At 72.6% G+C, this 12,514-nt stretch carries 13 protein-coding genes; 12 read left to right on the top strand and 1 reads right to left on the bottom strand.

Annotated elements, in window-relative coordinates:
• The first annotated feature begins 257 nt into the window (after positions 1-257).
• The 12 genes from miv_RS09350 to miv_RS09405 all read left to right on the top strand — a co-directional run bounded on the left by miv_RS09350 (position 258) and on the right by miv_RS09405 (position 11,463).
• Complete coding sequence (locus miv_RS09350; RefSeq protein ID WP_207182384.1) at positions 258-1,688, top strand: pilus assembly protein TadG-related protein; 1,431 nt, start codon at positions 258-260, stop codon at positions 1,686-1,688.
• Positions 1,689-1,865: 177 nt separating this feature from the next.
• Positions 1,866-3,155 carry a glutamate-5-semialdehyde dehydrogenase gene (locus miv_RS09355; RefSeq protein ID WP_425312977.1) on the top strand — a complete coding sequence of 430 codons (1,290 nt, stop codon included), beginning with the start codon at positions 1,866-1,868 and terminating at the stop codon, positions 3,153-3,155.
• Between the two features lie 87 nt (positions 3,156-3,242).
• Complete coding sequence (locus miv_RS09360) at positions 3,243-3,827, top strand: nicotinate-nucleotide adenylyltransferase (RefSeq protein ID WP_179945843.1); 585 nt, start codon at positions 3,243-3,245, stop codon at positions 3,825-3,827.
• Between the two features lie 292 nt (positions 3,828-4,119).
• On the top strand, positions 4,120-4,431 hold the full coding sequence (rsfS, locus tag miv_RS09365) for a ribosome silencing factor (RefSeq protein WP_048430383.1): 312 nt from the start codon (positions 4,120-4,122) through the stop codon (positions 4,429-4,431).
• A 30-nt stretch (positions 4,432-4,461) separates the two neighbouring features.
• Positions 4,462-4,950 (top strand): 23S rRNA (pseudouridine(1915)-N(3))-methyltransferase RlmH, encoded by a 489-nt coding sequence (gene rlmH, locus miv_RS09370; protein WP_058619035.1) that lies wholly within the window; start codon positions 4,462-4,464, stop codon positions 4,948-4,950.
• Positions 4,947-6,278 carry a murein hydrolase activator EnvC family protein gene (locus miv_RS09375; protein WP_082171946.1) on the top strand — a complete coding sequence of 444 codons (1,332 nt, stop codon included), beginning with the start codon at positions 4,947-4,949 and terminating at the stop codon, positions 6,276-6,278. The genes rlmH and miv_RS09375 overlap by 4 nt, the downstream gene beginning before the upstream one ends.
• A complete protein-coding gene (locus tag miv_RS09380; protein WP_048430362.1) occupies positions 6,278-7,621 on the top strand; it encodes a S41 family peptidase in 1,344 nt (447 codons plus the stop codon). Before miv_RS09375 ends, miv_RS09380 begins: the two co-directional genes overlap by 1 nt.
• Before the next feature lie 146 nt (positions 7,622-7,767).
• Positions 7,768-8,979, top strand: a complete 1,212-nt coding sequence (locus tag miv_RS09385) for a divergent polysaccharide deacetylase family protein (RefSeq protein WP_082171947.1) — start codon at positions 7,768-7,770, stop codon at positions 8,977-8,979.
• 215 nt (positions 8,980-9,194) lie between these two features.
• A complete protein-coding gene (locus miv_RS09390) occupies positions 9,195-9,728 on the top strand; it encodes an RNA pyrophosphohydrolase (RefSeq protein ID WP_048430360.1) in 534 nt (177 codons plus the stop codon).
• Between the two features lie 58 nt (positions 9,729-9,786).
• Positions 9,787-10,530 (top strand): DUF2939 domain-containing protein, encoded by a 744-nt coding sequence (locus tag miv_RS33230; protein WP_244748931.1) that lies wholly within the window; start codon positions 9,787-9,789, stop codon positions 10,528-10,530.
• Between the two features lie 151 nt (positions 10,531-10,681).
• Positions 10,682-11,116, top strand: a complete 435-nt coding sequence (locus miv_RS09400; RefSeq protein WP_048430358.1) for an Hsp20 family protein — start codon at positions 10,682-10,684, stop codon at positions 11,114-11,116.
• Between the two features lie 89 nt (positions 11,117-11,205).
• Positions 11,206-11,463 (top strand): BQ00720 family protein, encoded by a 258-nt coding sequence (locus tag miv_RS09405; RefSeq protein ID WP_058619038.1) that lies wholly within the window; start codon positions 11,206-11,208, stop codon positions 11,461-11,463.
• 144 nt (positions 11,464-11,607) lie between these two features.
• On the opposite strand, the gene miv_RS09410 is transcribed toward miv_RS09405, so the two are convergent.
• Positions 11,608-12,369, bottom strand: coding sequence for an alpha/beta hydrolase (locus tag miv_RS09410; protein WP_048430381.1), 762 nt, complete (start codon positions 12,367-12,369; stop codon positions 11,608-11,610).
• Positions 12,370-12,514 lie beyond the last annotated feature (145 nt).

Consider the following 12,514-nt stretch of genomic DNA (forward strand, 5'->3'; position numbering starts at 1 on the left):
AAGGGAGATGATCGTTGCTGTGATGGTCGCGGGGATGGACGGTCTGCGGGGGAGCGGGCCCGATCGGCGCGCGACTGCGGCCCAGCCGGGAATCTCGCCGTTCAGTCGCAAGGTCGTGGACACAAAGGAAAGCTGTTCATCTTTCGTTGTCCCAACGACACTGGTGGATCTCTCGATCAGATCGGATGTCTGACGCAAGGATCTCTTTAACGATCAATGATGCTTTCTCGTGCCATGACGCAGGGCTCGCCGGGACGATGATCGGACAAGGGTGGTGGCGTCGGATCGCGTGGCGGAACGACGAAGCGGGAAACGTCGCGATCCTCGTCGCTCTCCTGGCGCCGGTGCTGTTCGGCCTCGTCGGGGTCGCGGTCGATTACGGGACCTGGACCCTGCAGCTCGCGACGCTGCAGCGGGCCGCGGATGCCGCCGCCCTCGCGGTCGTGTCCGACATGCAGGTCTCCGGCGCCGATGCCCGGCGCATGGAGTCGCTGGCGGAGGCCTACATGAAGGGCGGCGTGACGCTGCGCTTCGGCGACGGGCCTGTCGCCGTGGCGACGAAGCCCGTGGCCCGCGAGCGGCCCGGCGGCCGCTTCGTCGAGGCCGGCGGCACGACCGGGCGGACGCCGACCGGCGTCACCGTGACCCTGACGCAGCGCAAGGCCGCCATCATGAGCCGGCTCGTCACGCCGCACCTCACCGACATGACGGTGACGGCGACCGCCGAGGCGGTCGGCGGCGCGCGGCTCTGCGTCGTCGGCCTCGCCCCCTCGGGCCGGCAGGGGATCCGCCTGGAGGACCAGGCACGGATCGAGGCCGGGGATTGCGCGGTCTATTCCATGTCGTCGAGCGCGGGCAGCCTCGAAGGTGCCGACCAGAGCTTCGTGTCGGCGGCGACGACCTGTGCGGTCGGCGGCTTCATTGGGCAGGTCTTCAACTTCCGGCCCCAGCCGATCACCGGCTGCCCGACGCTGAAGGACCCACTGGCGGCCCGGCCGGCGCCGCCGGTGGGCGCCTGCCTCGAACGGGACCTCGTGCTGCGCGACGGGTCGTTCACGCTCCATCCGGGCACGTATTGCGGTGGGATCAGGATCGAGGAGACCGCACAGGTCAAGATAATGCCGGGCATCTACGTGATCAAGGACGGCGCCCTGGTCGTCGGGCCCGACACCGACCTGATCTTCCTCAAGACGGATTGCCTGCACCCGCCGGACAAGGCCACCAAGGACGCGTGCCACAAGGCGATGTCGATCCACCTGATCGGCTCGCTCAAGGGAGAGGGCGTCGGATTCTATTTCACCGGCAACGTCCCCCGCAACAAGGCCGGCGGCGTCCAGCCGATGGTCTTCCTGCCGCGCTCGCTCGTCGAGCTGACGGCGCCGCGGACCGGGGACATGGCCGGGCTCCTGTTCTTCGAGGACCGCGGCTCGCCGGACGGGCGCAGCTTCGACATCCTGAGCGACGGGGCCCGGCGCCTCGTCGGAACGGTCTACCTGCCGCGCGGGACCTTCTCGGTCCGGGCGATGCAGGTCGTGGCCGACCAGTCCGAGTACACCGCCATCGTTGCCCACCGGATCGCCCTGAGCCGCCAGCCCCGCCTCGTCATCAACGCCCGCTACGGCGACACCGACGTGCCGGTGCCCCAGGGCCTCGGCTCGCGCAGCGGCCAAGTCGGGCTTGCCCGATAGAGTTCGGGCTTGCCCGATAGAGTTCGGGCTTGCCCGATAGAGTTCGGGCTCGTGCGGGGAGGCGTCGTTGCGCGGCTTGTCGCGGCTCGCTGGGCCGTGGCATGACGGGGACCCGCCCACACGCCGCCCGCGATGGCGGCCGGATCGCCGCCCGGAAGGGCGGCCAGGATGACGACCGTGTCCGTGACCAGCCTGAAGCCCCGCCCCGAGGACGTCGACGCGCTGATGCGCGAGATCGGCCGGCGCGCCCGCGCCGCCGCCCGTCGGATGGCGCTGGTCCCAGGCCCGGTGAAGGACGCGGCCCTGCGGGAGGCGGCCGCCGCCCTGCGCCGGGCCACCCCGGCCATCCTGGCGGCCAACGCGGCCGACCTCGACGAGGGCCGGGCCAAGGGCCTGACCGCCGCCTCCCTCGACCGCCTGGCGCTGAACCCCGCCCGGGTCGAGGCGATCGCGGAGGCGATCGAGAGCATCGCCGGCCTGCCCGATCCCGTCGGGCGCGCGATGGAAACCTACGTGCGGCCAAACGGCCTCAGAATCGACCGGGTGGCGACCCCGCTGGGCGTCGTCGGGGTGATCTTCGAGAGCCGTCCCAACGTCACGGCGGATGCCGGCGCGCTCTGCCTCAAGGCCGGCAACGCCGCGATCCTGCGCGCCGGCTCGGAGAGCCACCGCAGCGCCACCGCCATCGCGCAGGCGATGAGCGAGGGGCTCTCCCGCCACGGCCTGCCGGCCGAGGCGATCCAGCTCGTGCCGACGCGCGACCGCGCGGCGGTGGGTGCCATGCTCACCGGCCTCGACGGCGCCATCGACGTGATCGTGCCCCGCGGCGGCAAGAGCCTGGTCGCCCGGGTGCAGGACGAGGCGCGGGTGCCGGTCTTCGCCCACCTGGAGGGGATCTGCCACGTCTTCGTCCACGCGGCGGCCGATCTCGGGATGGCCCGCGCGGTGGTGCGCAACAGCAAGCTGCGCCGCACCGGCGTCTGCGGTGCCGCCGAGACCCTGCTGGTCGACCGGGCCTGCGCGGGCACCCATCTCGCGCCCCTGGTGACCGACCTCCTCGGGGCCGGCTGCGCCGTGCGGGGCGACGAGACCGTGCAGGCGGCCGACCCGCGGGTGACGCCGGCCACCGAGGCCGACTGGCGCACCGAGTATCTCGACGCGATCATCGCCGTGCGGGTGGTGGACGGCCTCGACGCCGCGATCGACCACATCGAGACCTACGGCTCGCACCACACCGATTCGATCCTGACCGAGGATCAGGCTGCGGCCGATCGTTTCCTCGCCGAGGTCGATTCGGCGATCGTCGCGCACAACGCCTCGACGCAGTTCGCCGATGGCGGCGAGTTCGGCTTCGGCGCCGAGATCGGCATCGCCACGGGGCGGATGCATGCCCGCGGCCCGGTCGGGGTCGAGCAGCTCACCACCTTCAAGTACCGCATCCGCGGCACCGGGCAGATCCGGCCGTGACGGCCTGAGACGAGGGGCGGCGAATTCGGATGCACCTGTGCGAGAGGTAGGCCCGTGACGCTGCGCCTGCCGCCCCTCGCGCCGGGCCTGCGGGTCGGCCTCTACGGCGGCTCGTTCAACCCGGCCCATGCCGGCCACCGGCATGTCAGCCGGCTGGCTTTGCGCCGCCTCGCCCTCGACCGGGTGTGGTGGCTGGTGAGCCCCGGCAACCCGCTGAAGGACCGCAGCCACCTGCCCGAGGCGGCGGCCCGCGCCGCGGGCGCCCGCGCGGTCGCGGCCGACCCGAGGATCGCCGTCACCGATTTCGAGGCCGGGCTGGGGGAGGGCCGCCTCGGGATCCGCTATACCGTCGACACCCTGCGTTGGCTGACGCTTCGGCACCCGGATGTCCGCTTCGTCTGGATCATGGGCGCCGACAGCCTTGCCACGTTCCACCGCTGGAAGGGCTTTCGCGAGATCGCCGCCCGGATGCCCTTCGCGGTGATCGATCGGCCGGGCTACACCCTGAAGGCGATGGCCTCGCCCGCCGCTCGTGCGCTGGCCTCGTCACGCATCGACGAGGGCGCGGCCACGACCTTGGCCGACCGGGCGCCGCCGGCCTGGGTTTTTCTGCACGGGCCGCGCAACGGCCTGTCCTCGACGGCGCTCCGTGCGGGAACGATCCGCTCCTGATCGCGGCGCTTGCCCGGGATTTCCCGCCGTCGCGCTTGAAAATCCGCCATCGGTTCGCCACTGTCGTCGTTCAATGGCATCGGCACCGCGCATGCCGCGGGCGATATCGTCTCGTGGCGCCACCGGGTGCCTTCATCGACAGGGGCCGGCACTGAACGACGCAATCTCTCACGAAGCTCAGGACAACGAGCTTCCCGCTGACGTCCAGGCGCAGGAATCCGGGCAAGGGTCCGGCACCGTCGCGCCCGAGGCCGCGGATATGAGGTCGGTTGCCCTCGCCTGCCTCGAGGACATGAAGGCCGAGGAGACGGTCGAGATCGACCTTCTCGGCAAGACCTCCATCGCCGACGCCATGATCATCACCTCCGGCCGCTCGCAGCGCCATGTCGGCTCGATCGCCGACAAGGTGATCCAGGAGTTCAAGACCCGCGGCTTCGGCGCTCCCCGCGTCGAGGGCATGCCGGCCTGCGACTGGGTGCTGATCGATGCCGGCGACATCCTGGTCCACATCTTCCGGCCCGAGGTGCGCCACTTCTACAACCTCGAGAAGATTTGGGGCGCCGACCGGCCGAAGGATCAGACGGCCCACCGGCTCGCGGGCTGAGGCTGCAGCTCAGGGAACGGACACGCCGCCATGCGGCTCGCCCTCGTCGCGGTGGGCCGCCTCAAGCGCGGTCCCGAGCGCGACCTCGCCGAGGAGTATCGCGGCCGCGCCGATGCGCTGGGCCGCGGCCTCGGCTTCTCCGCCGTGCAGATGACCGAGATCCCGGAGAGCCGGGCGCGTCGCGCGCCCGACCGCTGCGCCGAGGAGGCCGGCGCCATCCTGGCGGCGATCCCGCCGGGTGCCGCCGCGGTGGTCCTCGACGAGGGCGGCAAGGCGGTGACGAGCCTCGATTTCGCCGCCCAGGTCGGTGCCTGGCGCGACGGCGGCCGGCCCGGTCTCGCGATCGTGATCGGGGGCGCCGACGGCCTCGATCCGGGAGTCCGGGCGCGGGCGGACCTGGTCTTCGCCTTCGGCGCCGCCACCCTGCCGCACGGTCTCGTCCGGGTCCTCGCCTTCGAGCAGCTCTACCGGGCGATGACGATTCTCTCCGGCCACCCCTACCACCGCGGCGCCCCGTGACCCGGATCCTCTCCCCGATCCTCGCCCTCGCGGCCGCCCTGGCGCTCGGCGCGCTGCCGGCTCTCGCCCAGCAGCCGGCGGCCGATCCCGGCCTCGACCCGGTGGCGAAGGCCCAGGCCGAGAAGGAGCGCCGCGCCGAGAGCCTGCGGGCGATCGAGACCGCGCTCCAGGCCAGCGCCGAGACGAAGGCCAAGCTCGAGCGCGAGGTGGCCGAGATCAAGGGCGACGGTGCCCGCCTCAACCAGGCGCTGATCGACGCCGCCCGCAAGGCGCAGGAGGCGGAGGGGCGCATCTCCGACCTCGAAGGACGGCTCCAGACCATGGCGGGCAGCGAGACGGCCCTGCGCCGCTCGCTGGAAGCCCGCCGCGGCGTCATCGCGGAGGTGCTGGCGGCGCTCCAGCGCATGGGCCGGCGCCCGCCCCCGGCGGTGCTGGTGCGGCCCGAGGACGTGCTGGCGGCGATCCGCACCTCGATGCTGCTCGGCGCCGTGGTGCCCGAATTGCAGGGCGAGGCCGAGACCCTGGCGGGCGACCTCGCCGAGCTGGTGCGCCTGCGCGGCCTGATCGCCACCGACCAGGAGACCCTGCGCGGCGACATCAAGGGCTGGGCCGCCGAGCGCCAGCGCCTCACCGCCCTCATCGCCGCGCGCCAGTCCCGCCTCGGCGAGGCGGAGACGGGCATCGCCGCCGAGCGCGAGCGCGCCACCGGCCTCGCCGGCCAGGCCCGCACCCTCAAGGACCTGGTCGACCGCCTCGACGGCGATCTCGCCAGCGCGCGGCGCGCCGCCAACGCCGCCAAGGAGGCGGCGGAGGCCGAGACCCGGGAGACCCGCGAGCGCTTCGCGGCGGCGGCCCTGCGCGATCCCGCTCGCCTCGGCCCCAAGGTCCCGTTCCCCCAGGTGCGCGGCCTGGTGCCGCGCCCGGTGAGCGGCGAGGTGGTGCGGACCTTCGGCAGCCCCGACGGGGCGGGGGGCACGAGCCGCGGCATATCGCTCATGACGCGCCCGCGGGGCGTCGTTTCCTCTCCGGCGGACGGGTGGGTGGCCTATGCAGGGGCGTTCCGGTCCTACGGTCGTCTCTTGATCATCAACGCGGGCGACGGCTACTATCTGCTCCTGGCGGGCATGGACCAGATCAACGTCGAGGTCGGTCAGTTCGTGCTCGCGGGGGAGCCGGTCGCCGTGATGGGAGACACGGGCTCCGCACCTTCGGCTGGAGCCGGTGGGCGGAACGATCCCGTCCTGTACGTCGAGTTCAAGAAAGACGGTGGCTCCATCGACCCGGATCCTTGGTGGGCCAAAGGGTCAAGCGAGAAGGTTCGCGGATAATGCGCAAAGTTTCCCTCGTCCTGTTCGGAGCCGTCCTGGGCGCCGGGACGGCCACGGTAGCGACCCAGACCCACCTGCTCTCGAGCACGAGCGCCGTCGCCGCGTCGGCGGAGACGTACCGTCAGCTGAGCCTGTTCGGCGACGTGTTCGAGAAGATCCGCACCGACTACGTCGAGAAGCCCGACGAGGGGAAGCTGATCGAGGCGGCCGTCAACGGCATGCTGACCTCGCTCGACCCACATTCGAGCTACATGGACGCCAAGAGCTTCCGTGACATGCAGGTGCAGACCAAGGGCGAGTTCGGCGGCCTCGGCATCGAGGTCACGATGGAGGACGGCCTGATCAAGGTCGTGACCCCGATCGACGACACCCCGGCCGCCCGCGCGGGCCTCTTGGCCAACGACGTCATCACCCAGATCGACGGCGACCAGGTGCAGGGCCTGACCCTCAACCAGGCCGTCGACAAGATGCGTGGGCCGGTCAACTCGCCGGTGAAGCTCAAGATCACCCGCAAGGAGGCCAAGGAGCCCCTCGAGGTCACGCTCAACCGCGACCTCATCCGCATCAAGCCCGTGCGCTCGCGCGTCGAGGGCGGCGATGTCGGCTACATCCGCCTGACCCAGTTCAACGAGCAGACCTACGACGGCCTCAAGGCCGCCGTCGACAAGCTCTCGACCGAGATCCCGGGCGACAAGCTCAAGGGCTTCGTCATCGACCTGCGCAACAACCCGGGCGGCCTGCTCGACCAGGCGGTGATGGTCTCCGACGCCTTCCTCGACCGCGGCGAGATCGTCTCGACCCGCGGCCGCAACCCGGACGAGACCCAGCGCTTCTCGGCCAAGTCCGGCGACCTGACCAAGGGCAAGCCGATCGTGGTGCTGGTCAACGGCGGCTCGGCCTCGGCCTCCGAGATCGTCGCCGGCGCGCTCCAGGACCACAAGCGGGCGACGGTGCTCGGCACCCGCTCGTTCGGCAAGGGCTCGGTGCAGTCGATCATCCCGCTCGGCGGCAACGGCGCCCTGCGTCTCACCACCGCGCGCTACTACACCCCGTCCGGCCGCTCGATCCAGGCCAAGGGCATCGAGCCCGACCAGGAGGTCCTGCAGGACGTGCCCGACGACCTGAAGGGCAAGGACGAGACCAAGGGCGAGGCCGGCCTGAAGGGCCACCTGAAGCAGAAGGATACCGAGGAGCGCGGCGGCTCGTCGGCCTACGTCCCGCCGGACCCGGCCAAGGACAAGCAGCTGATCGCCGCGGTCGACCTCCTGCACGGCGTGCAGAAGGGCGCGGCGAACACCGTGAAGTCCACGACCCCGGCCCCGGCCGCCCCGACCCAGAACTGATCGCCGCGATCACGGGCGGGTTCGGAGTTCCGCCGGGCCCGTCTTAACGCAGCGTTTACCACGAAGGCCCGCAATACCGGTCGAACGACCGGTGCTGCGGGCCTTCCGCTTTCATGCAGCCGCCCGGTCGCGGGACTGTAACGCCTGTGCCGCTCGCGTCCGACACCATCCTGACCCGTCCCCTCGGGCTGCGGGACGAGGCGACTGCCCGCGCCGCGCGCTGGCGCGCCGCCCTCACGCCCCGCACCCTCGCGGCCGCGCTCCTCGGCCTCGGCGGCCTGGGCCTCGCCGCCTTTCTGGTCCTCGGCGACGATCCGCTCGCCGGCGAGCCCTTCGCGGTCGCCACGATCGAGGTCCGCGCCCCGGTCGCGCCCCCGCCCGAGCCCGTCGTCCCGGGCCGCCCCGATTCCGCGCGCGCCGACCCGGCGAGCCGCGGCGCCGACGAGGTCGAGCGCGCCTCCGGCGTCGTGGTGAGCCGGCCCGACGGCACCTCCGCGCCCGATTCGGTGGTGATCCGGGTGCCGGGAACCGGCCCGATCCAGCTGAAGCCCGCCCCCGATCCGCGCCTGAGCGAGCGCGGCCGCTACGGCGGCGTGCTGCCGAAGATCGGGCCCGACGGCGCCCGCGCCCTCGACGTCTATGCCCGCCCCGAGGCCGCCGGCCTGGAGCGGGGCGGGGCGGTGGCGGGCCGCATCGCGCTCGTGGTCTCGGGCCTCGGCATCGGCCAGGCGGCGACCCAGGACGCGGTGCAGCGGCTGCCGCCGGCGGTCACGCTCGCCTTCGCGCCCTACGGCGCCGACGTCACGCGGCTTGCCGCCCGCGCCCGCGAGGCCGGCCACGAGGTGATGGTGCAGGCGCCGATGGAGCCCTTCGACTATCCCGACAACGATCCGGGCCCCCAGACCCTGCTGGCGGGGTCGAAGCCCGCCGAGAACGTCGATCGCCTGGCTTTCGTGCTCGCCCGGGTGCCCGGCGCGATCGGGGTGATGAACTTCATGGGCGCACGCCTCACCGGCGACGCCGCCGCCCTCGATCCGGTCCTGCGGGAGATCGGCGGCCGCGGCCTCGGCTTCCTCGACGACGGCACCTCGCCGCGCTCCCTCGCCCGCGAGGTCGGCCGCAAGGCCAAGGTGCCGGTGGCCCGGGCCGAGATCGTCGTCGACGCGGTGCCGCGGCCCGACGCGATCGACCGCGAGCTCGCCCGCCTGGAGGAGGTCGCGCGCAAGACGGGCTTCGTGCTCGGCTCCGCCACCGCCCTGCCGCTCTCGATCGACCGCATCGCCCGCTGGGCGCGCGACCTCGAATCCCGCGGCATCCTCCTCGTGCCGGCGAGCCGGGCCCTGCGCCAGCCGTCCTGAGGCCGCCGGCCTTGCGGCCGGGCAGCCCCGCGGCCGGCGAGCCGGCCCGGATTTTCGCGCCACCGAGCGATCCTGTCGCAAAACCGGCAAACCGGTCTGCGACACCCGCTTGGGGGCCCCGGCCGCCGCCGCATGGCTGCCCCGCCCGGGTGCTTCCCGTATTTTCCGCGCCGGCACGGTCCACAGGGCGGGAAATTGCTCTAAGGTCGTTTCCCATGGCACCGCTCCACCGCCCCGAGACCGCGCTCGCCGGACTTCCCTACCGCCCGTGCGTCGGCATCGCCCTGTTCAACCGCGACGGCTTGGTCTTCGCCGGGCACCGGCGGCACGACTCGGCCGATCTCGGCGCCCATGCCTGGCAGATGCCGCAGGGCGGCATCGACGAGGGCGAGGCCCCCCGGGAGGCCGCCCTGCGCGAGCTCTACGAGGAGACCAGCGTCGCGCCGTCCTCGGTGCGCTTCCTCGCCGAGGCGCCGGGCTGGTACTCCTACGACCTGCCGACCTTCGCCTCGGGCAAGCCCTGGAAGGGGCGCTATCGCGGCCAGACCCAGAAATGGTTCGCCTTCGGGTTCGAGGGCGACGAGCGCGAGATCGACATCCTGCGGCCGGGCGGCGGCGCCCACAAGGCGGAGTTCGACGGCTGGCGCTGGGAGCCGCTGGCGAACCTCGCCGACCTCGTGATCCCGTTCAAGCGCCCGGTCTACGAGCAGGTCATCGCCGCCTTCGCCCACCTCGCGCGTCCGGCGTGACGGGTCGCGCGCGATTGAGCGGCCGGTTCGAGAGCGACCGCCCCACGGGTCGGCCGGCATGACGCGCTGGTGGCTCGCGGGCCTGGTGGCCCTGCTCCTGTGGTTCGCCTACGGCCTCTCGCCCTACGTCGCGCTCTACCGCCTGTCGCAGGCGGTGCAGGCGCACGACCCGCAGGCCGTGGCCCAGCGGGTCAATTTCCGCACCCTGCGGCTCTCTCTGACCCGTCAGGCGACCGCGGCGGTCCTCGACGCCATCACGGCCCGCCGCGACCTCTCGGCCCGGGACCGCGCCATCCTGACCGAGGCGAGCGGGGCCCTGGCCGAGCCTCTGGTCGAATCCCTCGTCACGCCCGAGACCCTGATCGACCTCCTCGACGACGGCTGGCCGGTGCGCGCCGGCCTCGCGCGCCAGCCCGGCTCCGTGACGCCCTCGCCCGACACCTCTCCGCCCGATGCGCCCTCCGCCGGCGGGGCCGCGCAAGCCCCGAACACCCAAGCCACTCAAGCTCCGAATACCCACGACCCGGACGTGCCCGCGACGACCGGTGAGGCCGGACGGCGGAGCGAGGGGCTGGGCCTGCACGCCTCGACCCTGTCGCAGCTCTTCGCCCTCTTCCGCTCGGCCGAGCCGCGGGGGTTCCGCGGGATGGTGGTGAGCTATCCCCCCGACCGGCCGCTGGAGAACCGCTTCCGCCTGCGCCTGCGCCTGCGCGGCTGGACCTGGCGCCTCGTCGACCTCGAACTGCCCTCGGCCCTGCGCGAGCGCATCAGCCAGCGGCTCACCGGCGCGATGCAGCGCTGAGCGTCGCGGCCGGCGCGTCCCCTTGATGCGCCGGAGGCCCCTCCTCATATCTGATCCCGGGCCGGCGGAGTTGCGGTCGGCCTCGACGGGTGCTGCGCTGGCGGGCCCGGACTGACCGAAGTGCCTCTCGCAACAGGGCTTCGCCGAGACCATGACGCGTCCTTCGCCGTTCGGGCATCCGTTCCTGCTGGGCTTCGACGAGATCGAGCAGGCCCTCGACCGCGTCGCCAAGGCGGCCAATGACGGCTACCCGCCCTACAACATCGAGCGCCTGCCCCGCACCGAGCGCGAGCCGGAGCGGCTGAGGATCACGCTCGCGGTGGCGGGCTTCACCCGCGACCAGCTCGACGTGACCCTGGAGGAAAGCCAGCTCATCGTCCGTGGCCGCCAAGCCGACGACAAGAGCCGGACCTTCCTGCATCGGGGCATCGCCGCGCGGCAGTTCCAGCGCGCCTTCCTGCTCGCCGACGGGATGGAGGTGCTGGGCGCGGACCTGTCGAACGGCCTGCTGTCGATCGACCTCGCCCGGCCCGAGCCGGAGCGCATCGTGCGACGGATCGACATCGGCTCGCGCGACGGCGACTGACCGTCCCCATATGTTTGTCACACCGGCCGGCCCGCCGCTTCGGGGCGCAACCCGGCCTCCGCCTGCTGCCTTTCAGAGGAGGGCGCATCATGTCCGATACCACCCAGACCCTCGACCTCGATCCCTCCGCGCTCGCCGCCCTCGGCGAGGGCCACGTGGCCTATGTCCGCGCCATGCGCTCGGAGGAGGTCAAGCGCCTCTTCCCCGAGGCCCCGGACCTCACTCCCGGCCTCGACCTGTTCGCCCTGCTGTCCGCCAGCGGTGCGCCGATCCTGCTCACCGACAGCCGCGACGCGGCCTTCGCCAACGCCTGGGCACACGACCTCCAGGCGATGAGCGTCCACTAAGCAGATTTCGCCGAAGTGGATACCGGTTCGGCGGCAAAAATCTGCGACCAGACAAGAACCTGAGCGGGCGAAGCGTTGGCCGGCCAACGCAAGTCTGCTGAGCGAGGCGGTGGCCGTCGCGGGTGCGACGGCCACCCGCGGGACCTACGCGGTCCGCGGCGCGATGCCCTCGACCGCTGCGACCAGGCGGTCGAGATCGGCCGGTCCCGAGAGGCGGTGGTCGCCCTCCTTGATCAGGGTGACCACCACCCCCGTCTCCGGCAGCCGCTCGACGAGCCGCATCGCGTGGGCCCAGGGCACGTCCGGGTCGGCCATGCCCTGCAGGATGTGGACCGGGCACCCGGGATCGATCGGCCGGTCGAGCATCAGGTGGCGCCGCCCGTCCTCGATCAGGGCCCGGGTCACCGGCGTCGGCTCCGGCGCGTATTGCGATTCGCGCTGCCACACCCCGTCCTCCATCACCTGCCGGCGGATCGCCTCCGGGAACTGCGCCCACATCAGCGCCTCGGTGAAGTCGGTGGCCGGTGCGATCAGTACGAGGCCCGACGGTCTCACCCGGGCGGCGGCGAGCAGCGCGATCCAGCCGCCCATCGAGGAGCCGACCAGGATCGGTCGCTCGGGCGCCAGGGCGGCGACGACGCCCTCCGCGTCGGCGAGCCAGTCCGAGATCGTGCACGCCGCGAAGGCGCCGTCCGATTCGCCGTGCCCCGTATAGTCGAAGCGCACGAAGGCGCGGCCCTGCCGCGCCGCCCACCGGTCCAGCGCCTCGGCCTTGGTGGCGCGCATGTCCGACCGGAAGCCGCCGAGCCAGACCACCGGCGGTCCGGCGCCGGGGCGCACCAGGGTGGCGAGGCGGCGGCCCCGCACGGTCAGCATCGTGGCGGGGGGGCGTGCCGTGTCGTCCATCGGATCCTCCATCGTGTCTGCCATGCGGGTTATCCCCGTTATTCCGGTGCCGGCCCTGGTCGTAGGCCGGCGGCGCCCAAGGTTTACCGATCCGCAACGAGGCCGGGCGACTTTGATCCATCGTCCCGGTGCGGATCGTGTCCGG

The sequence above is a fragment of the Methylobacterium indicum genome, assembly GCF_017347565.1.
Classification (GTDB): domain Bacteria; phylum Pseudomonadota; class Alphaproteobacteria; order Rhizobiales; family Beijerinckiaceae; genus Methylobacterium; species Methylobacterium indicum.

Coding starts and splice junctions, on each gene's coding strand:
- miv_RS33230 (WP_244748931.1), top strand. CDS start 9,787: ATGACGCGCTGGTGGCTCGCGGGCCTGGTGGCCCTGCTCCTGTGGTTC.
- rlmH (WP_058619035.1), top strand. CDS start 4,462: ATGCGGCTCGCCCTCGTCGCGGTGGGCCGCCTCAAGCGCGGTCCCGAG.
- miv_RS09405 (WP_058619038.1), top strand. CDS start 11,206: ATGTCCGATACCACCCAGACCCTCGACCTCGATCCCTCCGCGCTCGCC.
- rsfS (WP_048430383.1), top strand. CDS start 4,120: ATGAAGGCCGAGGAGACGGTCGAGATCGACCTTCTCGGCAAGACCTCC.
- miv_RS09350 (WP_207182384.1), top strand. CDS start 258: ATGATCGGACAAGGGTGGTGGCGTCGGATCGCGTGGCGGAACGACGAA.
- miv_RS09410 (WP_048430381.1), bottom strand. CDS start 12,369: ATGGACGACACGGCACGCCCCCCCGCCACGATGCTGACCGTGCGGGGC.
- miv_RS09400 (WP_048430358.1), top strand. CDS start 10,682: ATGACGCGTCCTTCGCCGTTCGGGCATCCGTTCCTGCTGGGCTTCGAC.
- miv_RS09380 (WP_048430362.1), top strand. CDS start 6,278: ATGCGCAAAGTTTCCCTCGTCCTGTTCGGAGCCGTCCTGGGCGCCGGG.
- miv_RS09390 (WP_048430360.1), top strand. CDS start 9,195: ATGGCACCGCTCCACCGCCCCGAGACCGCGCTCGCCGGACTTCCCTAC.